The following is a 22,021-nucleotide window of genomic DNA, read 5'->3' on the forward strand; positions in this document are numbered from 1 at the left end:
GGCGACCGCGAAGATGCCCTGGGGCACCCGGGCGGGCTAAATCTACAACACTGTAGAAGGCCGTGGTGGGGTGTCTCCGGGTTCGGGTCTCAGCCCTCCTCGTCCCCCTCGTCATCGTCACCCTCGAAGAAGTCGCCCACCTCGTCGACGACTTCGGCGGCGGCCATCCCGCCCACGACGCCGACGGCGACACCCGCGGCCCCGACGGCCACCGCGGTGCCCACACCGGGGCCCGGGTGCTGCGCCGGCCCGTCGGCGTGTCCGTACGCCCCCGGGACGCCGTAGGGCGAGCGGGTCTCGGCCAGTGCCAGGATCCACCGGTCGATCTCGGCGGCCAGGTCGCGGCCCGGGGTGTCGTGGGCGCCGATGGTGAGGCGGCTGACCGTGTCGCCGCCGTCGGAGTGGAGACCTCGCCGCTTGTCGGCCTCCAGTACGACCTCCAGGCCCTCGGCCGCGGCGAGGAACGTCACCTCGACCTCGTCGACCCGGTCCGCGTACCGCGGTGCGGGCGACAGCTCGATCTCCTGGTAGAAGGGCAACCGCTGTCCGCTGCCGCGGATGTGCCCGAGCTCCAGGTCAGCGGACCTGAAGTCGAACCCGAGCTGCCCGAACGCCTCGAGCACGGCCTCCTGGGCGGGCAGAGGGCGCACGGTGAGCCGGTCGAGGTCCCCCTTGTCCCTGGCGCCCGCGACGGAGAGTTCCGTGCGCACACCGAGGACGATCCCGAGGTCCTGCCCGTGGAGTTCGGTGACCGGGGTCTCCCAGGGGAGGGTCACGGCGAACGGGATGCTGTGCTCCGTGTCCGCGGTCAGCGTGAACCCACCGCTGACGGTGAAGCGCTCGAAGGCGACCGTGCCTTCGGATTCGCCGTCCTCCTGCTCGGCCTCGACCCGTGCGACGAGCTCCAGCGTGATGTGCTCGACCGTGACGTCGGCGCTGCCGCCTTTCAGCCGGACCTGGCCGCCGAGGGTGCCGCCGGGCGTGACGGCCCCCAGCTCCAGGATCGTGTCGACGGTCGGACCGCCCACGCCGAGCGAGCCGAGCAGTTTCTTGAACACCATCGTGGCGTCCGCTCCTTCTTCCGTACGCGGAGAACGCGTTCAGCAGATTTCTACACAACTGTAGAAGCATAAGGGCGGGATGGGCTGTGCGCGTGGCGCGGCCACCCTCGGGGGAGGGAGCCGACGGGCTCGTGAACACGCCCTAGTATGGGGCGGTGAACAGTGCGGACGACCCTCGTGACGGAGTGCGCCCCGGCGCCACCGGGGTGCCGGAACTCCAGGCGCTCGCCGTGGAGTTGCGCCGGATGAACGGCGAGATCAACCGGCTGGTTCACGCGTTCGCGCACGCGCAGGGCCTCCACGCCACCGACGTGCAGGCGCTGGGGGCGATTCTCGACGCCGACGTGCCACTGACCCCCGGCAGGCTGCGTGAACACCTCGGCCTGACGTCCGGCGCCGTCACCGCATGCCTGGACCGACTGGAGCGCGCCGGTCACGTCCGGCGCGCGCGGGAGAGCTCCGACCGGCGTGTCGTGCATCTGTACTACGAGCCCGGGGCCAAGTCGGCCGCCCGCTCCTTCTTCATGCCTCTCGCCGAGGCGGCGGCAGGGGCGCGCTCCGCGTCCGAGCCGCAGGAGCTGGAGGCCGCGCTGCGTTTCCTCGGCCGGATGAACGTCGAGCTCGCCCGAATGCCGGTTCCCCGGCGCTGAACCGCCCTGTCGTCGCGAGGGTGTGCTCCACCGCATGTACCTTAATCATTGAGATACATCATGATTGAGAGACCCCGTACGTCCAGGAGCCCCATGTCCACCGCATCGAAGCCGGTTCGCCGGCTCTTCCTCGTCCCTGTACTCCTCGTCCTCGCCTGGCTCGTCGTCGGCGGGACGTTCGGCTCGTACGCCGGAAAGCTCGGTGAAGTAGCCACCAACGACCAGGCATCCTTCTTGCCGCGGAGCGCCGAGTCCACCCGGGTCATCGAGGCGCAGAAGGAGTTCAGCAAGCAGCAGACCGTCCCCGCCGTAGTGGTGTGGACGTCCGACACGGAGGGCGGGAAGCTCGACGCCGAGCAGCAGAAGGCCGCGACGGCCGCGCTCGCCTCCGTCGAGGGCGGGCCCGGCGTCGCCGGCCAGGTCAGCCCCGCGATCCCGTCGAAGGACCGTCAGGCGTTCGAAGGTGTCGTCCAGTTGCGGCCTGACCTCGGGGACGGCCTGCCCGACGCGCTCGCCGACATCCGCAGCGCGGCGGAACGCGTACCCGGAACGGTGGTCGGGCTGGCCGGCCCCGCGGCCTCCCAGGCCGATCTGTCCGACGCCTTCGCCGGTATCGACGGCCTGCTTCTCGGTGTCGCGCTGGTGACCGTGCTCGTCATCCTGCTCCTGGTGTACCGGAGCGTTCTGCTGCCCCTGATCATCATCATCGGCGCGGTCTTCGCCCTCGGTGTCGCCTGCGCCATCGTGTACGTACTGGCGGACCACGACATCGTCCGCGTCGACGGGCAGGTCCAGGGCATCCTGTCGATCCTGGTCATCGGCGCCGCCACCGACTACGCCCTGCTGCTCACCGCGCGGTTCCGCGAGGAACTGGTGCGGCATGCCGACCGGTGGACCGCGATGCGCGCCGCGCTCCGTGAGTCCGCGGGGCCGATCACGGCCAGCGCCGCCACCGTCGCGCTGGGACTCCTCGCCCTGTTGCTCAGCGACCTGACCAACAACCGGGCCCTGGGGCCCGTGGGCGCCATCGGCATCGTGTGTTCCGTCCTCAGCACCCTCACCTTCCTGCCGGCCGTCCTGGTCCTGCTGGGAAGGGCCGCGTACTGGCCGGCCAAGCCCAGGAAGGACGACGCCGAGCCCGCCTCCGGATCGACGGGGATCTGGCCGCGGATCGCGGGTCTGGTCGACCGCTCCCCCCGCAAGGTGTGGGCCGTCACGCTGATCGGTCTCCTCGCGTGCGCCGCCTTCATGCCGACCCTGAACTCCAAGGGGGTGCCCCTCAAGGAGATCTTCGTCAACGACGCACCGTCGGTCAGCGCGCAGGAGACCCTGGGCCGGCACTTCCCCGGCGGATCGGGCAACCCCGCCGTCGTGATCGCCGACGCGGACCGCACCCAGCGGGTGGTCACCGCCGCCCGGGACGTGTCCGGCATCGCGAGCGTCTCCGTGGTGACCACCTCCGGGCGCCCGGGCGGCGGGGAGCCGCTCGTCGTGGACGGCAGGGTCCGCATCGATGCCACGCTGGCGGACGCGGCCGACAGTGACGCCGCCAAGGAGGCCGTCACGCGGCTCCGCGAGGCGGTCCACGCGGTGTCCGGAGCCGACGCGCTCGTCGGCGGCTACACCGCGCAGCAGTACGACACGCAGAAGACCGCCGAACACGACCGCAACATCATCGTGCCCGTGGTGCTGGTCATCATCCTCGTGATCCTGATCGGCCTGCTCCGTTCCCTGCTGATGCCGCTGCTGCTCGTGGCGACGGTGGCGCTCAACTTCCTGGCCACGCTCGGAATCGCGTCGCTGGTCTTCGAGCACGTCTTCGGCTTCAGCGGCACCGACTCCTCCGTCCCGCTGTACGGATTCGTCTTCCTGGTCGCGCTCGGCGTGGACTACAACATCTTCCTGATGTCCCGGGTCCGCGAGGAGTCCCTCATCCACGGCACCCGGCAGGGCGTGCTCCGCGGACTGACCACCACGGGCGGGGTGATCACCTCCGCCGGGGTCGTGCTGGCGGCCACCTTCGCGGCCCTGGGTGTCATCCCGCTCGCCTTCCTGGTCCAGATCGCGTTCATCGTCGCGTTCGGCGTGCTGCTGGACACCCTCGTCGTGCGCTCGCTCCTGGTGCCCGCGCTCGTCCGGGACATCGGGCGTACCGCCTGGTGGCCGGGGGCGCTCAGCCGGGGCGGAAGGGAAACACCGAACGGGGGTGAGGCCGGGGCGTCGCTCTAGCTGAGCGACACCGCCCGGAGTGACGGCGTCATAATGTCCCGGTGAGACAAAAGTCCCGCCGGGACATTTTCAGGTGTACGGTGCAGCTATGAGTTCGACAGGGAACGGCCCGGCCCGGCGCAGCCGCAAGGCGCGCAGAACCCGGGACGCGCTGGCCCAGCACGCGTTCGATCTGGTGATCGAGCGCGGACTGAGGGGCGTGACGGTCGAGGAGATCGCGCAGGCGGCCGACGTCGACCGGCGGACCTTCAGCCGGTACTTCCCGAGCAAGGAAGCCGCCGTCCTCGACACCGTGCGGGGCGACGGCGACCGGATCAACCAGGCGCTCCGCGAGCGTCCCGCGGCCGAGTCACCGCTCACCGCCTACCGTCTGGCCGTCCTCGACTGGCTCGGTGACACGGAGGCGGAGCCCTGGCATCTGCGGCCGCGCGTCTTCGGCCTGCTGGTCATGGCCGAGGAGGAACCGACCCTGTACGCGGCGTACCACCACATCCGGGTGGACGCCCAGGAGGAGTCGGTCAGGATCATCGCGGAACGGCTCGGTGTCGATCCACGCCAGGACCTCCGTCCTGCCGTGGCCGTCGCCGCAGGAGCCGGAGCGCTCCTCGCGGCCCAGGCGGCATGGGTACGGGGCGGCCGGCCGGCCGCCCTGCCCGAGTTCGTCGTACAAGCCTTCGACGCCCTCTCCACGAACCTGCTGGAATCCCGGCAGGACGGGCCGGGGCCCCACAGCACCACGCAAGGAAGCCCAGCATGAGCACCAACCTCCCCAGCGCCCACGAGTCCGAATTCGCCGGCAAGGTAGCCCTCGTCACCGGCGGCGCGTCCGGCATCGGCCTGGCCCTCTCCCGGCGGCTCGCCGCGAGCGGCGCGGCCGTCGTCGTCGCCGACTACAACGAGGCGAGCGCCCGCAAGGCAGCCGACGAGCTCCGAGCCACCGGCGCCCGCGCGGCGGCGGTCGCCCTCGACGTCACCGACCCCGCTTCCGTCGAGGCCGGTGTGCGGTTCACCGTCGACACGTTCGGCGCCCTGCACCTCGCCGTGAACAACGCCGGCATCGGCGGCCCCGCGCGGCCCACCGGCGAGTACGCGATCGAGGACTGGAACAAGGTCGTCGCCACCAACCTCAGCGGCGTCTTCTACTCCCTGCGGTACGAGCTCCCGGCGATCCTCGCCTCAGGCGGCGGCGCCGTCGTCAACATGGCGTCGATCCTCGGCACCAACGGCTTCGCGGGCTCCCCGGCCTACGTCGCGGCCAAGCACGGCGTCGTCGGTCTCACGAAGACCGCCGCACTCGAGTACGCGGCACAGAACGTGCGCATCAACGCGGTCGGCCCCGGCTTCATCGACACCCCGCTGCTCCGCGACACCGACTCCCCGGCCCGTGACCATCTGATCTCCCTGCACCCGGCAGGCCGACTCGGTACGTCGGAGGAGGTCGCCGAGCTCACCGCGTTCCTGCTCTCCGACCGTGCCTCCTTCATCCACGGCAGCTACCACCTGGTGGACGGCGGCTACTCCGCCTCCTGACCTTCCGAGTGGCGCGTCGCCACCAGGAGGGTCACAAAGGACGTACGGAGAACGAAGGAGAGACATGAAGGCCGTCCAGTACCGCACCGTCGGCGCCGCGCCCGAGGTCGTCGAGATCCCCGAGCCGGTGGCCGGGCCCGGTCAGATCCTGCTGAAGGTCAGTGCCGCGGGAGTCTGCCACTCGGACATCGCCGTGATGAGCTGGCCCGCGGAGGGATTCCCCTACGAGCTGCCGCTCACCCTCGGACACGAGGGCGTCGGTACGGTCGCCGCTCTCGGTGAGGGCGCCGAGGGCTTCTCGGTGGGCGACTCGGTCGCCGTCTACGGCCCCTGGGGCTGCGGCACCTGCGTGAACTGCGCGGAGGGCCGGGAGAACTACTGCCTGCGCGCCGCCGACCTCGGCATCAACCCGCCCGGGCTGGGCAACCCCGGCGCCATGGCCGAGTACATGGTCGTCGACGACGCGCGTCACCTGACGCCCATCGGCGACCTGGACCCGGTCAAGACGGTCTCGCTGACCGACGCGGGCCTCACGCCGTACCACGCGATCAAGCGCTCGCTGCCGAAGCTGCTGCCCGGAGCCACGGCCGTGGTCATCGGTACCGGCGGCCTGGGCCACGTCGCCATCCAGTTGCTGCGCGCCATGACCGCCGTACGGGTCATCGCCCTCGACGTCACCGAGGAGAAGCTCGCGCTGGCACGGGCCGTCGGCGCCCATGAGACCGTGCTCTCCGACGAGAGTGCGGCGGCCAAGGTCCGCGAGCTCACCGGTGGCATCGGTGCCAAGGTCGTCTTCGACTTCGTCGGCGCCGAGCCGACCGTCAGGACGGCCGGTGCGATGGCCGCCGTCGACAGCGACGTCACCATCGTCGGCATCGGCGGCGGCCTGCTGCCCGTCGGCTTCGGCGTCCTGCCGTTCGCCACATCGGTCTCAGCGCCGTACTGGGGCTCACGCAAGGAGCTCGCCGAAGTCATCGAGCTCGCCCATGCCGGCGCCGTCGACGTCCACGTCGAGACGTACTCCATCGACGAGGCACCGCTCGCCTACGAGCGGCTGCACGCCGGCAGGATCAACGGCCGCGCGGTCATCCTGCCCAACGGCTGACCGCGCCGGACGACTCGCCGGAACGCCTGCTGAAGGCGCCCGGCGAGTCGTCCAGGCTCTCAGGGAGCGCTCACCGCGTCCGTCCGGGTCAGCCGCACGGGCTCGGTACCGGACGCGCTGTGCCGCTCCGCCCAGTTCTCCAGCGCCGTACGGCAGGCGTGGTCCAGGTGGTGCAGTCCGGACAGTTCCAGCGCGACGGGCCGGTCCTTGGGCAGGGCTTCCAGGCTGTCGAGTATCTTCGGCAGCTGGAGAAAGGTCGCGTTGCCCGACAGCCGGGCCCGGACGCCTTCGGGACTGCTGTCGACGATCTCCAGCTTGATGTGCGACGCGTCCCAGGCCGCCTTGGCCACCGACAGGGCCAGCCCGGTCAGCACGCCCTCGAACATGTTCACCGTCACGATCGCCACGGCGGTGACGACCAGGATCATCGCCTCACCCCGGTGTTCACGCCACAGCGCCGCGAGCGAGCGCAGCGGGATCAGCTTCCATCCGGCGTGGACGAGGATGCCTGCGAGGGCCGGCAGGGGAATGAGTCCCAGCGCGGACGGCAGCAGTGCTGCGAACAGGAGTAGCCACACCCCGTGCAGGACCCGGGAGGCCCGGGTCCGTGCGCCCGCCCGTACGTTGGCGGAACTGCGCACGATCACCGCGGTCATCGGCAGTGCGCCGAGGATCCCGCACACGGTGTTGCCCGTGCCCTGGGCCATCAGCTCCTTGTCGTACTCGGTACGCGGCCCGTCGTGCAGCCGGTCCACCGCTGCGGCGCTGAACAGGCTCTCCGCGGAGGCGATCAGGGTGAAGGCGGCGATCGTCCCGAGCAGGCTCAGGCTCGCGAGCCCGCCGAACTCGGAGAGGGCGGGGGCCTGGACGGCGTCGAGCAGTCCCTGGACCTGCACCGTCCTGACCGGCAGGCCGAACGCCTGCGTGACGAGTGTGGCCAGCGCGACTGCGGCGAGTGCGCCGGGAACGGCCCGGAGCCGCTTCGGCATTCTGTTCCACCCCGCCATCAGGGCGATGGTCGCGGCGCCGAGCGCGAGTGAGGCGAGAGCCGCGGGACTGGACACGACGTCGGCCAGCAGCCCCGGGATGCCCGCCATCTTGCCGGTGCCGGAGGCAGGCGCCTCGACGCCGGCGGCCGCGTAGAGCTGACCCGCGATGAGGACGAGGCCGATGCCCGCGAGCATGCCCTCGACGACCGAGACGGAGATGGCCCGGAACCAACGGCCCAGCCGGAGCGCGCCCATGGCGAGCTGCAACAGCCCGGTGGTGAGCACGATCACCCCTAGAGCGGGAAGACCGTAGGTCCGGACGGCCTCGAAGACCAGCACGGTGAGACCGGCGGCCGGCCCCGACACCTGGAGGCTGCTGCCACGCATGCAGCCGGTGACGAGACCACCCACGATGCCGGTGATCAGGCCGAGTTCGGCCGGGACACCGGACGCGACGGCGACGCCCACGCACAGCGGCAGTGCGACGAGGAAGACGACGAGAGACGCGGCGAAATCCTGCCGCAGGTGGGGGAATGCGCCGACACGGTCCATGGCGGCCCTCATCCCGTGCGGAAGGGAGCCGAGCGCTCGTCGCCGGGCGGGGGTGCCCAGACGACGGTGTCGCTGATCCGTGGGACCTGTTCCGTGGGGTGTTCGGCGAGAGATTGCATGGCGGTGCTCCTCCTGGCGCGTCCGAGGACGTCGCGTAGGCATGTGTACGAGAACTGGAGACACGGTGGGCGGCTCGGATCCCCAGGCCGAGGAGTCCCGCAGGGACCATGAGCAGGGGCGGGTCTCCGAGCGCCTCGGGTCAGCTCAGCAGCGGAACACCTGGAGCACGGGGGAGGAGTGCGCGGTCGAGGATCTGGAGATGTGATGGGCGTTGCCCATCGCTGCGACGGCCGCCGGAGCGAGTATGCCGTGGGCGTCGCCCGTCACCGCGGAGCGCGACGAGGGCTCGGGAGCGTGAACGATGACGGATCGATGGCGGTCACGGTGGCGCAGAAGGCCGTTCGACTCGCCCCCGCCGTCGGATGTGCCGCAGGTGCCGTACTCCCCAAGTGCCCCACCCCCGGTCACCTTCGGATCGGCGGCTGCCCGGATCCCCGGGGCGGACGCGTGCGCGTCCCCCGACGGCGTGCCGGAGTACGGGGCCGACAGGAAGCCCATCAGGATCGCGAGTACGAACCTGACCGCCGCTGCTCGCACGCTTCACCTCCTCCTGGACTTCACCCGTCCTTCGGGACGCTAACAGGCTGGGGGCATTATGGAGTTAATCCTTTGTGAAGAGTCCGAAAGTCGATGCCTGACGAGCCGAATCACGCGGCGCAGCTTTTTGGGTCGGACGGGGCGCCCGACGATGTGTTCTCACTGTTCGAGATCATCCGTGTGTGTGTGCTCAATGCGTATGGCGGACGTGCGGTAATCGCGTTATTCGCACAGCGGTTCGGCAAGCGAGTTGTGTCGACCCGGAGGAAAGATGGCTGTGGCCTAAAGGCTCGTACGGGGCTCGGCGCCTCTTTTCGCACCCGCCCGGGCCTGACGCCTCGTGATGACGCGCAGCCGCAGGGGGAGTCGTGGGCGCTGCCGGTGGTGCGGACGTGGGAGTACGGGCCGGGCACTCCCTGATGGACCGAGGAAGTCGACTGCCTGTGCACGGCCGATATCGACACGTGCGGCCAAGCCCGTACGGAAATGAATGATGCGCACGCCGCGATTCTCCATCGCTTCGGCCGGCCTTTCGTGTCCGCGTGCACGGCTGCAGCAAGGCAGACGGAGGCCGTGGCGGTTTCCGGGAGGTGTCTTTCGCAGGGTCAAGGTGACAGCTGCCTTCCGGCACCTGCCGCGGATGCCGAAGACCCGGTTCGGTCCGACGGGTGGGAAAGCTGCTTCTGCCGTCAGGAGAGCGTCCCCTCATACCGTTTCCCTCATTTCGGGAGGGCAATGGCGAATGGCGATCTCCTCGCCGCCGGTGTGTGAGTCGCACCGGCCCCGCGCGGCTCCCGGCATCCGCGCAGCGGCACGGAGCGCCTCGGCCGAGGCCGCCGAGCAGTCCCGCGGGGAGGCCGAGCTGATGCGCGCGTGGGGTGTGGGACCGGGCGAACCGGAGCGGATGCCGTTCGACCTGCGTGCCCAGCTCGCCGAGCGACTGCGCTCGGGCCGGCTGGGGCGGTTCGCGGATCTCATCGGCCGGTTCCGCCGTGATTTCGTCGGCATCCTCTTCTCCTCGTCCGACTCTGTGAGAGTGTGCCGCTTCCCGGGCTCCCAGCCGGCCGGCATCACCGAAGTCCTGGACTTCGCGGAGCACTTCTTCGGCGGTGGTACCGAGTTCCGGACCCCGCTCGCCGCGGCCGTCAAGCTGCTGGAGGAGGAGTTCAACTCCGAGGGGCGCCGGCGCGCGGCGACATCGTGATGATCACCGAGGGGGAGTGCGACGTCAGCGATCAGTGGATGCGCAGCTGGAACGACGCCAAGCACACGCTGGGCTTCAGCTCCTTCGGCGTGGGCATCGGCGCCCCCCAGGCCTCCGGGCCCGGCTCGGTCCTGGACGCCCTGTGCGACAGCCTCCGCGGGATCGAGGACCTGACCGACGTCCACGCTGCCGGCGACCTCTTCCGGCTGATCTGACCTCTCACGAGCGGCCGGGGACCTGCCCCTTGCCGACGGCCGGCGGGATGAGGCCCGCGAGTTGCTCGGGAGTACGGGGACCAGGCGCCGTGGCGTCCAGCAGGCCGTGTTCGCGCAGCAGTCGGGCGGTCGCGATGCCCCACGGGAGCCGCAGCCCCGCTGCCCCCAGGAGATCCGTCCGGGCCAGCATCGCGGGCGCCGGCCCGGCGTGGAGACCGGAGGGGGTGAGAAGAGCGGCGTCGTCGGCCCAGCGCAGGGCGAGGTCGACGTCGTGGGTGGCCATCATGACGGTGGTGCCGCTCTCGCGCAGGGTACCGAGCGTGGCGAGCAGCCGCTCCTGGCCGTCCGGGTCGAGCCCGGCGGTCGGCTCGTCGAGGATCAGCACGCGGGGCCTCATCGCGACCGCGCCCGCGATGGCGGTCCTCTTACGCTGCCCGTACGAGAGCAGGTGGGTGGGCCGGTCCGCCAGAGCGGTGATGTCGAGGGCGTCGAGCGCCTCGTCCACCCGGGCCCGCACCTCGGCGTCGGAGAGCCCGAGGTTCAGCGGTCCGAACGACACGTCCTGGGAGACGGACGCGGCGAACAACTGGTCGTCCGGGTCCTGCACCACCAGTTGGACCGTCGTGCGCAGCCGGGTCAGCCCTTTGCGGTCGTACGTGACCGGGCGGCCCAGAGCCGTCAGCTGCCCGACGCGCGGACGCAGCCCGCCGCTGAGGAGCCGCATCAGCGTCGTCTTCCCACTGCCGTTCCGGCCGAGCAGGGCGAGCGCACGTCCTTCGTACGCCTCGAAGTCGAGGCCGTTGAGTACGGCAGGACCGTCCTCGTACGCGAAGGACGCGTCCCGCAGTGCGAGCAGCACGGATTCGCTCATGACACAAGCCTTTCCAGCACGAAGGTCAGGGCGGTGAGGGCCGCGAGCAGTGTGACGCTCACGGCCATGAACCGGACGGAGACGCGGGCCGCGGGCACCAGGACACGCAGGGTTCCGTCGTAGCCCCGCCCGGCAAGCCCTGTCTGGAGCCGTGCCGCGCGTTCGAAGGCCCTGATGAACGCGGTGGCTCCGAGTCCGGCGAAGGACCGCCAGGCGGCCGCCCGGGTGGTGTGTCCGAGCCGGGCCGCCTGGGCCTCCCGCACACGGCGTACGGAGTCGAGGAGCAGGAAGCTCATGCGGTAGGTCACCAGGGCGACGTCCACCACCGGAGCGGGCACCCCTGCCTCGACCAGGCGGGGCAGCAGATCGGACATGGGGGTGGTGAAGGCGAACAGCAGGACCCCGAGCGACGCCGCCGAGGTGCGAAGCAGCAGCTCCCCGGCACGGGCCGGCCCGCCGTCGGCCAGGGTCACGAGTCCTTCCGGCCCGCCGACCTGCACGAGAAGCGTGGCCGCCCCGGTGACACAGAAACCCAGAGGAACCCGGTAGGCCCGCCAGAGTCGGCGGGCGGGCACACCGGCCGGCCCCAGCAGCACGGCGACAGCCGTGAGAAGGATCAGTGCGGCTCCGGGCCAGGGCGGCAGCGAGATCGCCAGAGCCGTGAGTCCCAGACCCAGTACGGCCTTGTCCAGGGGATGGCGGCGGCGCCAGCGACTGCTGTGCGCCGCCGCGTCGATCGGCAGCACGCGCGCTCAGTTCCCCCGGCCCGCGGGCTCCCCGGCGCCGCCGCTGTCCCGCTGCGCGGTCGCGCGCAGCTCGCCCTGACGACGCCCGCGTCGCAGGCCGAAGTAGTAGGCGAGGACACCCGCGCCCAGGGCGGCCTGGAGGGCGAACAGCGCCGACTCGATCTCGCCGGAGGGCGGTTCGTACAACGGGGAGAACCAGGGCTCGTATGCGGGATCGATCTCGGTGATCGCCGTCTCGGCCTGGGCGTCGGCGCCCGCGAACGGTTCCTTCTCGTCGTCGCCGAGGCCGAGGGCCAAGGGCAGGACGGCCAGCGCGGCCACGACGAGCAGCAGAAGAGCGTTTATCTTCGTGTTCCTGTTCATCGCGCCACCGCCTCGGTCTCGGCCGTCCTGGTCCGGTCCCGCTTGCCGGCGAGGAACACGCCGAGCCGGGTCAGATCTCCCTTGCTGGACTGCACGAGGAGCCGCATGACCAGAACGGTCAGGAGCCCTTCGCTCACCGCGAGCGGGATCTGGGTGACCGCGAAGATGGAGCCGAACTTGCCGAGCGCGCCCACGAACCCGCTGCTCGGGTCCGGGAAGGCCAGCGCCAGTTGCACGCTCGTGACGCAGTAGGTCGACAGGTCGGCGACGAACGCGCCGAAGAACACCGCCACCATCAGCGCCGCGCCGTACCTGCGCAGCAGCTTGTAGACCGCGTACCCCACCCAGGGCCCGGCCACCGCCATCGAGAAGACGTTGGCCCCCAGCGTGGTCAGACCGCCGTGGGCGAGCAGGAGCGCCTGGAACAGCAGAGTGATGGTGCCCAGGACCGCCATGATCGGCGGGCGGAACAGGATGGCCCCCAGGCCCGTGCCGGTGGGGTGCGAACAACTCCCCGTCACGGAAGGGATCTTCAAAGCGGAAAGTACGAAGGTGAAGGCTCCGGAGGCACCCAGGAGCAGCGTGCTCTCAGGATTCTCCCTGACTTCACGCGTCAGTGACCGGACTCCGTGGACGACGAACGGCGCGGACGCGACACCCCAGGCGATCGCGTGCGCCGGAGGCAGAAAACCCTCGGCTATGTGCATGGCTCAGCAGACCCTCTCCAGCACCTCGTGGATGGTTGAAGTGCCTTGGCCGGTCTCCTGGCTTACGGGTACCACCGCCCGAACTCCGCCTTCCCGGGTCACAAGGACCCAGTGGCTGCCCGCGAGGGCCGGAGCCGGACTTCCCGATCACAGTGGCGAGGGCCGCACCGGCATCACACCGGATTTCCCGTTCACCAAGGCGTGGAGACAGTAGTGCCGGGCGAGGCGCGAAGACAAGCTCACGAGCCGGAACCGGCCGACCTCGGTGGGCCGCGGACGTAGGCCGAGCGGTGCGCCCGCCGGGCGTAACGACCGTCCCGGGGCAGCAGGTTCACGCAATGGCCCTGTTCTGTGAGGCGTCCTCCTTCCAGGACCACGATCAGGTCGGCGGTGTGGATCGTCGCCAGTCCGTGCGCGATACCAGCGGGATGCGGCCCCGGGCCGTTCGGACCATGTGTCCTGGGTCAGTGCCTCGGAGTGCGGATCGGCGTAGGCGGTGGCCTCGTCCGGGACGAGGACGGGGACGAGGACGGGGACGAGGACGGGGGCGGGGGCGGGGGCGTCGGCGAGCAAGGCCCACGGACAGGTGTCGGGCCTCGCCATCGGACAAGGTGACGTCCGTGCCGCCTCGGTGGCGTACCCGTCGGGCAGGGCCGTGATCCGGTCGTGGATGCGGGCGGCCCACCGTCGGCTCGCGGCTCTCCCGGTCCTGCACCGCCGGCTCCCGGCGCGGGCGGCGGGACCTGCCCTTCACTGGTTCGCCGCCGGACGGGCCGCCGAGTTCAGCCTTCGCCGGGCAGGACGTCGCTCCCCATCTCAGGTACGCCCAGAGGTGACGGTTGCCCGTGAGGGCCGGGGCGGCGTCGCCCCGGCCCTCACGGCCTACTGCCGGATGGCGACGAGCACGTAGCTGTTGCCCACCTGCCAGACCGGGCTGGCATGGCCGAAGCCCGCTTCGGCCAGCAGTTCGACGTGCCGGCCGAGCGTGACGGCGCAGTCGGCGTGGACGAAGCCCGGCTTACGGCGCTCGGCGCACAGCTGCGTCAGCTCAGGATCGCTCTCGACGGCGGACCACCACGCCTCCCAGTCCTCGTGATCGAAGGCGTGCCGGCGTTCGGCCCGGCGGACCCCGACGAACTCGGCGATCTCGGCGAACCCGGCCCCGTCCTGCGACAGGTGGTCCGCGTTGATCAGTACCCCGCCGGGCCGTAGCAGCGCGGTCAGCTCCGTGTACGTGTTCCGCAGCACCCCTTCGGGGAGGTAGTGGAGCGCGGTGGTGGACACGACCGCGTCGACCGGCTCCTGGAGATCGAGGGCGCTCGTCCAGCCCTCTTCGCCGATCACGGCCTCGACGTACCGGGCGGCGTCCGGATGACGGGCGCGGGCCAGTGCCAGCAGCAGCGGGTCCATGTCGACGGCCACGATCTCGGCCTGCGGCAGGCGCTCGATCAGCCGCGCGGGCAGCGAACCGGGTCCACAGCCCAGATCCAGCACCCGTGGGGTCGCGTGACCGGCCGTCACGTGTTCCACCACATCCGCGACCACGGTGAAGCGTTCTTCCCGGTCGATCGCGTACCGCTGCTGCTGCTGTTCCCAGCGGTCCACCCACAGCTGGGCCGTCGACATGCTCACGCTCATCTTGCTGTACCACCTCTACGCACTCGGTTCCGCTACGTGACCCCGAATCTACAGGTGAAAACGATTGTCATCGGCACTAGGTCAGCTCGGTGAGCACCTCCAGCAACCGGTCTACCTCGTGCCGGCTGTTGTAGGCATGCAGACTGACCCGTACGGAGCTGCGGTTCTCACCGGCCGGGCCCTGGCAGAGGCCGTCCGCCCGCACCATGAACCCGTGACTGAAGAGGATGAATCCGAGGTCGGCCGCATCGATGTCCCGGTGCCTGAAGGTCACGATGCCGTGTCGCTGCTGCACCGAGGATTCCTCCGCCAGACTCAGTTGGCACCCCACCACTTCATACGGCGTCAGCGTGCGCAGCCCGTCCGTCAGCCGGGCGGTCAGCTCCGCGGTCCACCGTGCGATCCGCGCCGGCCCGGCCCGGTCGAGCCAGTCCAGGGCGGCGCTCAGGCTGACGATGCCCACGGTGTTCGGTGTGCCGCTCCAGCCGCGCGGCGTGAAGGGGGCCCCGCGCACGCCACGGGACCAGACCGCTCCGGAGCCGGGCAGCGCCAGTGCCTTGTGCCCGGAGAAGACGGCGAAGTCGACGTCCAGTGCCTTCATGGAGACAGGCAGATGGCCGACGCTCTGGGCAGCGTCCATACAGATCACCGGATCGGGTCCCACCGCCCGGCGGATCCGGTGCACGTTCATGTCTCCGCCGTAGACGTGGTGGACGTGGGTCACCGCCACGAAGCGCGTGCGGGAGGAGACGAGTTCGGCGAGCGCCTCCGTGTCGTAGTCACCGGACGAGGCCTGGTAGGGCATCTCACGGGCCGTGACACGAGTGCCCTGGCGGGCCAGCGACTCGACCGTCTCCAGCCAGGGCGACACGTTCGCCTCGTGATCCGCGAAGGGGACGATGATCTCGTCCCCGTCCCGGAGTTCACGGACCAGCCAGTCCAGGGCCACCAGGCGCAGCCCCTCCGTGGTCCCACTGACGAAGTGCACCGCCGAGGTGTCCGGATCCGGATCGTCGAGGAAGGCCTTGACCCGCGCCCTGGTCTCCTCGATCAGGCTCGTCGTCCTGTTGGCCCACGGGTAGGTACCGCGCCCCGCGTTCGCGTTGGAGGTCGTCAGGTACTCCTGGACCGCGTCCAGGACCGCCTGCGGCTTCTGCGCGGTCGCGGCGCTGTCCAGATAGGCCAGACCGGGTTGACCGGCCACGATCGGGAACTGCGCGCGGAGGGCGGTGTTCCAGGCGGTCAGGTCCTCCTCATCCACGTCGGTCGCATCGCCCGGCACGCGGGTCACTCCCGCACCAACGGTGCGCCGGCATCGCGCCAGGCGATGATGCCCCCGGCGAGGCTGCGCACATCCGGATGGCCCATGCGGGTCAGGAGCGCCGCGTACTGCAGGGACCTCTCACCGACGGGGCACGCCAGGAGCACCGGCTGGGACTTGCTGAACGGCAGCCCGCCGCGGACGAGATCGTCGAACAGTTCGTCGACGATGTTGATCGACCCCTCGATGTGCAGGGCCGCATAGGCGTACGAGCTGCGCATGTCCACGACCAGGGGCTTCTCCGCCGCCATCCATTTCTGTGCCTCGGCGACCTCTACGACGGCCGTTCCTTCCAGCTCCTCGGAAGACACGGACGCAGCCGAGTTGTTCCGCGGCCGCTGGCCCAGGAGTTCAGGGCGGCGTTTTCTGATGTAACTCAGATAGCTCTCGACGCGGTCGCACACGATGAAGACGGCTGTCGCGGGTTCGGTGAGTTGCGGACCGATGTCCCGAAGGTGCCGGACCGCTCCGAAGTAGGCCGCTCCGCCGGTCGGTCCGGCCAGGATCCCGCACCGCCGGACAAGCGTCAGCATTCCGTCGATCGCCTCGGAGGAGGTGACCTTCTCGAGGGTGTCGTAGGTGGCCGGGTCGAAGATGCCGACTTCCTGCACCTCGTCGATGTTCCTGATCCCCGGTATGAAGTCCGACTTGTCCGCGACGAGCCCCACCACTCCGACCTTCGGGTTCCGTTCCCGTAACGCCCGCGCCACTCCGGTGGACGACCCGGCGGTGCCGACACCCGAGATGAACCAGTCCGGCGCCCGGCCGTCGAGGTCCGCCACGATCTCGGGCCCGGTGCCGGATTCATGGGCCTCCGGGTTACGCGCGTTGTAGTACTGATCGGTGTGGAGGTGGGTGCTCCCCGGTTCGTTGAGGCTGCGGTGGAACAGGGTCAGGGGGTCCTCCGAGTTGGTGGGATCAAGGCACTCGGTCTGCCCCGGCAGCTCCTCGATCTCGGCACCCAGTAACAGGAGCATCTCCTTTATCTCCGGTATCTTCATCCGGTTGGTGACACTCTTGAATCCGATCCCGTGCATCCCGGCTATGGCGGCAAGTGCCTTGGCCGTGTTCCCGCTGGACAACTCGACGATCTGGCTACCCTGTTCGACTGCCGAGGTAAGGCCGGGCCGGACCATGTTCCACGCTGCCCGGTCCTTCAGTGAACCGAAGGGATTACAGAACTCGAGCTTCGCGTAGAGGTCGACGTTCTGCAGGCCGTGGACGTGAGGGTCGATACGCACCAAGGGTGTGTTGCCGACTGTTTCGATGATGCTGTCATACCTCATGCGCGTCCTCTTCGGAATGTATGGGCCAGTACTGATCGTCGAGACGCCACTGCCAGCCGTCGGCTCCTAAGTAGGCCGCCACCTTGCGGGCGAGTGGGCGCCGCTGGGCGTGATGGGCGTTGAAATCCATGCAGTAGCCGGCTGTGTTGGGGAACGCCAGGAGGTCACCCGGGTCCGGCAGCCGGGGGAGGAAGACCAGCCGGCGTGTGATGAGATCGGATTCGAGGCACAGGTTGCCGTGGAGGTGGACCCCGAAGGACTCCGCGGAGCCCTCCGTCGACTCCCACCGTTCGCCGCGGTGGAGAACGATCGGATCCATGAGGATGCCGTGCTCCTCGAGAGCACAGTCGTCGGCGTTCATCGCCAGACGTATCGAGTGTGTGCCGTCCGTCTCGAGACGCGTCTCCAGCACACGCGCCAAGGTCAGCCCGCACTGGTCCAGCAGAGCTCGGCCCGGCTCGACGCACAGGTCGTACAGGTTCTCCAGGAGCAGCGTCGCCAGTGGGCGGCCGAGCGTGGGGGCGGGACTGCGCAGGAGCTCGTCCAGGTAGTCGGCCCCGGCGACCGGGCGATGGGAGGGGTAGAGATCCAGGCTCCCGCGAAGGGTCCCGCCTTCACTGCTCAGCCCGTACGAGTGGTTGCGCCAGGCCAGAGCCTCGCGCCGGCCCATCGCCGCCAGGGTCAGCTGGCTGGTGTAGCGCTCCCACTGTGCTCCGTCGGCGAGATAGCTGACCCCGAACCCGCCGCCGATGTCGATCACCCGCGGGCGCATCCCCCGGGCCCTGCACTCGTCCATGGCCCGTACGCAGCCCTCCAGTGCGAGGGCCTTCTCGTCGAGGCTTGTGGTGTCGAGGTGGTAGGAGACGCCTATGACCTCCAAGGCCTCGTGGTGCCTCTCGCAGGCATCCAGCAGGCCGGCCAACTCCGACGTGGGGAAGCCGAAGCGACTGCGGCGGCTCAGGACCTTCACCGCGGTGCCCGAGAAGTCCGACAGCCGCAGCAGCACCCGCATCCGTGGCAGCCCGTGTCGGCGCACCAGTGCGGCGAGTGCCTGCAGTTCGGCGTGCCCCTCGACGTTCACCGTGACGCCGGCGCAGGCGGCCAGCCAGAGGAACTCCGGCTCCTTCGGCCCGGTCGCACCGATGCGGCCCGGGGTGAAGCCGCAGGCCAGTGCGTGTTGCAGTTCGCCGAGCGAGGCGACATCCATGGCCGCGCCGGTGGCCGCCAGCCGGCGCACCAGTGCGCTCGACCTGTTGGCCTTGTGGGCGAAGGAGATCTCGCCCTCCAGGTGGTGCCGGCGGAACACGGACCGGAACCGTGCGACGTTCTCGGCGATCCGGTCCGGGACCACCACGTTGAGGGGCGACCCCAGTCCGTCCACGAGGTCGTGCAGGAAGCGGGAGGAGGCCAGTAAGGAGGTGAGGGGTGGTTCGAGCTTCGGGTCCAGGAACAGGGGGACAGCCAACAGCGGCACTCGCCTCTCAGTGGGGCAGCGACAGCTCGACTGCCGTGAGCACTGGTCGGCGCGCCGCCGCAGGTGGTGGGTCAGTTCAGCGGGGTGATTGTCGTATCCATGATGTCCAGGCCGAGCGGCCTCTATGCCTGCTCCACGCGTGCGCGTGCACAGCGGCAGGCGCCGGTGCGGAAGCCCGCATCGGCGCCTGTCATATGCGCGAATGTCACCCGATCGGCCGTCGCCGACACGCGGTCGGCGGCAGAGCCCGATCAGTGGTCGTCCCAGTGCCCGTCGTGCGAAGCGTGCCGATGGCCGTCATGGACGTAATCGACGTGGTCCTCGTGGGGCACGGCGACATGACCGCAGTCCTGCCCGTGCTGGTGCTCATGCCTTTCGTGCACCGCGTGCGCGGGGTTCACGCACTCGTCCACATGATCCTCGTGGGCGCGGTGCAGGTGGCTGTCGTGCGCGTAGTCGATGTGGTCGTTGTGCGGGATCGCCACGTGGCCGCATCCCGGGGCGTGCTGGTGCGCGTGCGCGGGGTGGGGGTGGTGCGCCGTGGTCGTGGACATCTCGCTGACTCCTTCGTGGATTCGCCGTCCGGGGAACACCGGACGCGCCCGCCGCATGGGTGGCGGACATATCCGGAATATCCAGCAGCCTAAGCCTGGCGGGGCGCGGCCACCTCCGCACGCGGAGCTTCGTCGATCACGCCCTGGAGCCGACGTACGGCAGCAGTGCCATCTCCCGGGCGTTCTTGATCGCCGCGGCGACCTGTCGCTGCTGCTGGGCGCTGATCCGGGTGACCCGGCGGCTGCGGATCTTGCCCCGGTCGGAGATGAACTTCCGCAGCAGATCGGTGTCCTTGTAGTCGATGTAGGTGATCTTCGCCGCGTCGAGCGGGTTCGGACGGTCCTTGGCGGGCTTGCGTGGTTCCTGGCGTCGGGCCATGGGGCTTTCCTTACGGGCGTGATGAGCGGGTGCGAGGGGTCAGTGGACCGGGTCGAGGAGTGCGTCGAAGGCTGCCGGAAGGTTCTTCCAGGCCGTGCGGCCCGCTGTGTACTCGTCGTCGGTCAGCAGGCAGGAGTCCAGCAGGGTGGTCAGCCCGTCCCGGTCGAGGCCGGGTGAGACGAAGACCAGGTGCTGGCAGCAGTCGCCGTGCTCGGGGTGCCAGTCCAGTGCGGCTGCCGCCCGCCGGACCGGAGGGATCATGTCCCAGGCGGCGTCCGGCAGGGACGCGAGCCAGGGGCCGTTGTTCTCGACGCAGAGCGCGCCGCCCGCCGCGTCCCAGGACAGGAGCGTGTCGGGTCGGTCGGCGAGCCAGAACCGGCCCCGGCTGCGAGCGGCCGCGCAACTCAGGTCCTCCAGTGCGTCGTACAGGCGCTCGGGATGGAACGGGCGGTGCCTGCGCCAGACGAGAGTGCTGACGCCGGCCTCCTCGGCCTCCTGGGGCAGCAGGGCGCAGGCGGGATGCTGGCCGGCACCGGCCGCTTCCACGTCGAACCCCGCGAGGGCCAGCCTCGTCAGCTCCGCCGAACCGGCCGCGGCCTGCGGTGCGGTCGGATGCAGCTGGCCGATCAGCGCCCGGTCCTCCTCGTCCGCCCGGCCGTCGTCCACGAGTGCGATCACCGACGCGTACTCCAGCTGCCGGGCCCAGGTGTCACCGACGGTCCGCTGGTCGGTGGCCGCGGCTGCCAGACCCGCTTCGGCGAGGTCGTCGCCGTTGACGAGGTAGGGCAGTACGAGGGCGGGATCGACGGCGGTGACCACACCGGTCACCTCGACCACGTCCTCGCCGTGTGCGGCGATGACCTCGGCCATCGCCCTGGGCTCGACGGAGTCCCAGAGCTCGACGACGGCCATCCTGGTCACCCCGTCGGCTGCCAGGCGCTCCAGCTCCGGCATCAGGTCCTCACGCAGCGCGCAGCAGGCGCAGTCGTTCACCAGGGGGGTTTCGCCGCAGGCGAGCGTCCCGGAGGTGTCACGTACGGTCCGGTACACCGTGCCCTTCCGCGCTGTCGCCAGGTCGTGGTGCAGTGCGACGCTACGAGGTACCTCCCGCAGCAGCCCCTCCACGACCTCGTGGCGTGCGTCCGAGTGCAGCCCGCCGACGATGACGACGGGGAGCGTGTGCCTGTCCTCCATCACCGGCCCTCACGACGGCCGTAGCGCCGCTCGAAGCGCTCGACGCGTCCTGCCGTGTCCAGGACGCGTGCGGTCCCGGTGTAGAAGGGGTGGCTCGCGGAGGAGATCTCCACGTCGACGACCGGGTAGGTGTTGCCGTCCTCCCACTCGACGGTCTTCTCGCTGCTCAGGGTGGAGCGGGTCAGGAAGGCGAAGTCCGCGGCCTTGTCGCGGAAGACGACGGGTCCGTAGGCGGGGTGGATTCCGGGCTGCATGGTGGTGTCCTCGTGGTCGGGGGTGGGGGTGACGGGCGGGGAGTCGCGGTGTCAGCGCTCTTCGCGGAAGTCGACGTGGCGGCGGAGAAGCGGGTCGAACTTCCGCAGCACCAGCCGGTCGGGGTTGTTCCGCCGGTTCTTGCGGGTGACGTAGGTGTAGCCCGTCCCCGCGGTGGAGCGGAGCTTGATGATCGGGCGTAGTTCGTTGCGAGCCATGACGCTAGTATATGACAATGGTTTCCATGTTCAATATGGGGCCCACTGAATGAGAGGCAGGTAACTTCGTGTCCGCCCACTGCCAACTGACCGGCGCACAGCCGGGCTTCGGCAACAAGATCTCCCACTCGCACCGGCGTACGTCGCGGCGATTCGATCCGAACATCCAGCGCAAGCGTTACTGGCTGCCCAGCGAAGGGCGGCATGTGCGCCTGGTGTTGAGCGCCCGGGCGATCAAGGTGATCGACACCATCGGCATCGAGGCAGCGGTCGCCCGCATCAGGGCGCGGGGAGTGAAGGTCTGATGGCCAAGCAGAGCAAGATCGCGCAGAACGAGAAGCGCAAGGCGACCGTCGAGCGGTACGCCGCACGGCGCGCCGAGTTGAAGGAGATCATCCGCAGGCCCGGCACCCCGGAGGCCGAGCGGGTTGCCGCCGTCGAGGAGCTGCGCCGTCAGCCGCGCAATGCCAGCGCGACCCGGGTGCGCAACCGGGACAGCGTGGACGGCCGTCCCCGCGGTCACCTGCGGAAGTTCGGACTGTCCCGGGTCCGGATGCGCGAACAGGCGCACGCCGGCTTCCTCCCCGGAGTGACCAAGTCCTCCTGGTGACACCTCGGTGACGGGGACGGGTGGTGGCGCGGCCTTCCGGTCGGGGCACCACCCGTCGCCGTATCGTGGCCCGGAGGCCACCGGCACGGCACGAGGAGCGGGGGGGCCCCCGGGGGGGGCCCCCCCCCCGGGGGGGGGGGGGGGGGGGTGGGGGGGGGGTGGCGCCCCGCAGCGGCGTGGGGGCCGTCGGCAGGTACGCCGACGCCCGCGGCTTTA

23 protein-coding genes, 1 pseudogene and 1 riboswitch are annotated in these 22,021 nt (G+C 70.2%); of the genes and pseudogenes, 8 read left to right on the plus strand and 16 right to left on the minus strand.

Features of this window, described 5'->3' with window-relative positions:
* Positions 1-89: 89 nt before the first annotated feature.
* Complete coding sequence (locus ACFYSH_RS08390; RefSeq protein WP_388751469.1) at positions 90-1,061, minus strand: sporulation protein; 972 nt, start codon at positions 1,059-1,061, stop codon at positions 90-92.
* A 155-nt stretch (positions 1,062-1,216) separates the two neighbouring features.
* Between ACFYSH_RS08390 and ACFYSH_RS08395 the strand changes: the two genes are divergently transcribed.
* The 5 genes from ACFYSH_RS08395 to ACFYSH_RS08415 all read left to right on the plus strand — a co-directional run bounded on the left by ACFYSH_RS08395 (position 1,217) and on the right by ACFYSH_RS08415 (position 6,575).
* Entirely contained in the window at positions 1,217-1,711 is a 495-nt protein-coding gene (locus tag ACFYSH_RS08395) for a helix-turn-helix domain-containing protein (protein WP_359465214.1), read from the plus strand.
* A 93-nt stretch (positions 1,712-1,804) separates the two neighbouring features.
* A complete protein-coding gene (locus ACFYSH_RS08400) occupies positions 1,805-3,940 on the plus strand; it encodes an MMPL family transporter (RefSeq protein ID WP_359465215.1) in 2,136 nt (711 codons plus the stop codon).
* Positions 3,941-4,028: 88 nt separating this feature from the next.
* The gene (locus tag ACFYSH_RS08405; RefSeq protein WP_359465217.1) at positions 4,029-4,697 is read left to right on the plus strand and encodes a TetR family transcriptional regulator; all 669 of its coding nucleotides are present in this window, start codon (positions 4,029-4,031) and stop codon (positions 4,695-4,697) included.
* Positions 4,694-5,470 (plus strand): SDR family NAD(P)-dependent oxidoreductase, encoded by a 777-nt coding sequence (locus tag ACFYSH_RS08410; RefSeq protein WP_359465219.1) that lies wholly within the window; start codon positions 4,694-4,696, stop codon positions 5,468-5,470. Before ACFYSH_RS08405 ends, ACFYSH_RS08410 begins: the two co-directional genes overlap by 4 nt.
* A gap of 64 nt (positions 5,471-5,534) precedes the next feature.
* Positions 5,535-6,575, plus strand: coding sequence for an NAD(P)-dependent alcohol dehydrogenase (locus tag ACFYSH_RS08415; protein WP_359465220.1), 1,041 nt, complete (start codon positions 5,535-5,537; stop codon positions 6,573-6,575).
* A gap of 59 nt (positions 6,576-6,634) precedes the next feature.
* Here the strand turns inward: ACFYSH_RS08415 and ACFYSH_RS08420 are convergent, their stop codons facing one another.
* On the minus strand, positions 6,635-8,116 hold the full coding sequence (locus ACFYSH_RS08420) for a SulP family inorganic anion transporter (RefSeq protein WP_359465221.1): 1,482 nt from the start codon (positions 8,114-8,116) through the stop codon (positions 6,635-6,637).
* A gap of 264 nt (positions 8,117-8,380) precedes the next feature.
* Positions 8,381-8,773, minus strand: a complete 393-nt coding sequence (locus tag ACFYSH_RS08425) for a hypothetical protein (protein ID WP_359465223.1) — start codon at positions 8,771-8,773, stop codon at positions 8,381-8,383.
* Between the two features lie 787 nt (positions 8,774-9,560).
* Here ACFYSH_RS08425 and ACFYSH_RS08430 point away from each other — a divergent pair.
* Positions 9,561-10,192, plus strand: a pseudogene (locus ACFYSH_RS08430) (hypothetical protein); the annotation flags it as partial.
* Positions 10,193-10,196: 4 nt separating this feature from the next.
* Here the strand turns inward: ACFYSH_RS08430 and ACFYSH_RS08435 are convergent.
* From ACFYSH_RS08435 to rpmG, 13 genes are all read right to left on the minus strand, one after another.
* Positions 10,197-11,063 (minus strand): ATP-binding cassette domain-containing protein, encoded by an 867-nt coding sequence (locus ACFYSH_RS08435; RefSeq protein WP_359465224.1) that lies wholly within the window; start codon positions 11,061-11,063, stop codon positions 10,197-10,199.
* Complete coding sequence (gene cbiQ, locus ACFYSH_RS08440) at positions 11,060-11,809, minus strand: cobalt ECF transporter T component CbiQ (RefSeq protein ID WP_359465225.1); 750 nt, start codon at positions 11,807-11,809, stop codon at positions 11,060-11,062. The genes ACFYSH_RS08435 and cbiQ overlap by 4 nt, the downstream gene beginning before the upstream one ends.
* Before the next feature lie 6 nt (positions 11,810-11,815).
* Positions 11,816-12,172, minus strand: a complete 357-nt coding sequence (locus ACFYSH_RS08445) for an energy-coupling factor ABC transporter substrate-binding protein (RefSeq protein WP_359465226.1) — start codon at positions 12,170-12,172, stop codon at positions 11,816-11,818.
* Positions 12,169-12,879: an energy-coupling factor ABC transporter permease gene (locus ACFYSH_RS08450; RefSeq protein WP_359465227.1), complete on the minus strand. Its 711-nt coding sequence runs from the start codon at positions 12,877-12,879 to the stop codon at positions 12,169-12,171. The genes ACFYSH_RS08445 and ACFYSH_RS08450 overlap by 4 nt, the downstream gene beginning before the upstream one ends.
* Positions 12,880-12,908: 29 nt before the next feature.
* A riboswitch (cobalamin riboswitch) is annotated at positions 12,909-13,093 on the minus strand.
* Between the two features lie 668 nt (positions 13,094-13,761).
* On the minus strand, positions 13,762-14,517 hold the full coding sequence (locus tag ACFYSH_RS08455; RefSeq protein WP_359465229.1) for a class I SAM-dependent methyltransferase: 756 nt from the start codon (positions 14,515-14,517) through the stop codon (positions 13,762-13,764).
* 76 nt (positions 14,518-14,593) lie between these two features.
* The gene (locus ACFYSH_RS08460; RefSeq protein WP_359465230.1) at positions 14,594-15,799 is read right to left on the minus strand and encodes an aminotransferase class V-fold PLP-dependent enzyme; all 1,206 of its coding nucleotides are present in this window, start codon (positions 15,797-15,799) and stop codon (positions 14,594-14,596) included.
* 5 nt (positions 15,800-15,804) lie between these two features.
* Positions 15,805-17,124, minus strand: a complete 1,320-nt coding sequence (locus ACFYSH_RS08465; protein WP_359465231.1) for a pyridoxal-phosphate dependent enzyme — start codon at positions 17,122-17,124, stop codon at positions 15,805-15,807.
* Positions 17,114-18,598 carry a Y4yA family PLP-dependent enzyme gene (locus ACFYSH_RS08470; RefSeq protein WP_388751474.1) on the minus strand — a complete coding sequence of 495 codons (1,485 nt, stop codon included), beginning with the start codon at positions 18,596-18,598 and terminating at the stop codon, positions 17,114-17,116. Before ACFYSH_RS08470 ends, ACFYSH_RS08465 begins: the two co-directional genes overlap by 11 nt.
* Before the next feature lie 251 nt (positions 18,599-18,849).
* Positions 18,850-19,152 carry a hypothetical protein gene (locus ACFYSH_RS08475; RefSeq protein ID WP_359465233.1) on the minus strand — a complete coding sequence of 101 codons (303 nt, stop codon included), beginning with the start codon at positions 19,150-19,152 and terminating at the stop codon, positions 18,850-18,852.
* A 136-nt stretch (positions 19,153-19,288) separates the two neighbouring features.
* A complete protein-coding gene (gene rpsR, locus ACFYSH_RS08480; protein ID WP_359465234.1) occupies positions 19,289-19,531 on the minus strand; it encodes a 30S ribosomal protein S18 in 243 nt (80 codons plus the stop codon).
* A gap of 39 nt (positions 19,532-19,570) precedes the next feature.
* Positions 19,571-20,725 carry a CobW family GTP-binding protein gene (locus ACFYSH_RS08485; protein ID WP_388751476.1) on the minus strand — a complete coding sequence of 385 codons (1,155 nt, stop codon included), beginning with the start codon at positions 20,723-20,725 and terminating at the stop codon, positions 19,571-19,573.
* Complete coding sequence (locus ACFYSH_RS08490) at positions 20,725-20,979, minus strand: type B 50S ribosomal protein L31 (RefSeq protein ID WP_388751478.1); 255 nt, start codon at positions 20,977-20,979, stop codon at positions 20,725-20,727. Before ACFYSH_RS08490 ends, ACFYSH_RS08485 begins: the two co-directional genes overlap by 1 nt.
* Positions 20,980-21,030: 51 nt before the next feature.
* Positions 21,031-21,195, minus strand: a complete 165-nt coding sequence (gene rpmG / locus ACFYSH_RS08495; protein ID WP_359465240.1) for a 50S ribosomal protein L33 — start codon at positions 21,193-21,195, stop codon at positions 21,031-21,033.
* 68 nt (positions 21,196-21,263) lie between these two features.
* On the opposite strand from rpmG, the gene rpmB reads away from it, so the two are divergent.
* Both rpmB and rpsN read left to right on the plus strand, forming a co-directional pair.
* On the plus strand, positions 21,264-21,500 hold the full coding sequence (gene rpmB, locus ACFYSH_RS08500) for a 50S ribosomal protein L28 (protein ID WP_359465241.1): 237 nt from the start codon (positions 21,264-21,266) through the stop codon (positions 21,498-21,500).
* Positions 21,500-21,805, plus strand: coding sequence for a 30S ribosomal protein S14 (gene rpsN / locus ACFYSH_RS08505; RefSeq protein WP_359465242.1), 306 nt, complete (start codon positions 21,500-21,502; stop codon positions 21,803-21,805). The genes rpmB and rpsN overlap by 1 nt, the downstream gene beginning before the upstream one ends.
* Positions 21,806-22,021: the final 216 nt, after the last annotated feature.

Source organism: Streptomyces sp. NPDC005791 (genome assembly GCF_042871485.1).
In the GTDB taxonomy this organism is placed as follows: domain Bacteria; phylum Actinomycetota; class Actinomycetes; order Streptomycetales; family Streptomycetaceae; genus Streptomyces.

Bases quoted from the DNA above. Each gene is read 5' to 3' on its own strand.
- ACFYSH_RS08390 (WP_388751469.1), bottom strand. From the start codon at position 1,061: ATGGTGTTCAAGAAACTGCTCGGCTCGCTCGGCGTGGGCGGTCCGACC.
- ACFYSH_RS08400 (WP_359465215.1), top strand. From the start codon at position 1,805: ATGTCCACCGCATCGAAGCCGGTTCGCCGGCTCTTCCTCGTCCCTGTA.
- ACFYSH_RS08405 (WP_359465217.1), top strand. From the start codon at position 4,029: ATGAGTTCGACAGGGAACGGCCCGGCCCGGCGCAGCCGCAAGGCGCGC.
- ACFYSH_RS08410 (WP_359465219.1), top strand. From the start codon at position 4,694: ATGAGCACCAACCTCCCCAGCGCCCACGAGTCCGAATTCGCCGGCAAG.
- ACFYSH_RS08415 (WP_359465220.1), top strand. From the start codon at position 5,535: ATGAAGGCCGTCCAGTACCGCACCGTCGGCGCCGCGCCCGAGGTCGTC.
- ACFYSH_RS08420 (WP_359465221.1), bottom strand. From the start codon at position 8,116: ATGGACCGTGTCGGCGCATTCCCCCACCTGCGGCAGGATTTCGCCGCG.
- ACFYSH_RS08435 (WP_359465224.1), bottom strand. From the start codon at position 11,063: ATGAGCGAATCCGTGCTGCTCGCACTGCGGGACGCGTCCTTCGCGTAC.
- ACFYSH_RS08445 (WP_359465226.1), bottom strand. From the start codon at position 12,172: ATGAACAGGAACACGAAGATAAACGCTCTTCTGCTGCTCGTCGTGGCC.
- ACFYSH_RS08450 (WP_359465227.1), bottom strand. From the start codon at position 12,879: ATGCACATAGCCGAGGGTTTTCTGCCTCCGGCGCACGCGATCGCCTGG.
- ACFYSH_RS08455 (WP_359465229.1), bottom strand. From the start codon at position 14,517: ATGAGCGTGAGCATGTCGACGGCCCAGCTGTGGGTGGACCGCTGGGAA.
- ACFYSH_RS08465 (WP_359465231.1), bottom strand. From the start codon at position 17,124: ATGAGGTATGACAGCATCATCGAAACAGTCGGCAACACACCCTTGGTG.
- ACFYSH_RS08475 (WP_359465233.1), bottom strand. From the start codon at position 19,152: ATGTCCACGACCACGGCGCACCACCCCCACCCCGCGCACGCGCACCAG.
- rpsR (WP_359465234.1), bottom strand. From the start codon at position 19,531: ATGGCCCGACGCCAGGAACCACGCAAGCCCGCCAAGGACCGTCCGAAC.
- ACFYSH_RS08485 (WP_388751476.1), bottom strand. From the start codon at position 20,725: ATGGAGGACAGGCACACGCTCCCCGTCGTCATCGTCGGCGGGCTGCAC.
- ACFYSH_RS08490 (WP_388751478.1), bottom strand. From the start codon at position 20,979: ATGCAGCCCGGAATCCACCCCGCCTACGGACCCGTCGTCTTCCGCGAC.
- rpmG (WP_359465240.1), bottom strand. From the start codon at position 21,195: ATGGCTCGCAACGAACTACGCCCGATCATCAAGCTCCGCTCCACCGCG.
- rpsN (WP_359465242.1), top strand. From the start codon at position 21,500: ATGGCCAAGCAGAGCAAGATCGCGCAGAACGAGAAGCGCAAGGCGACC.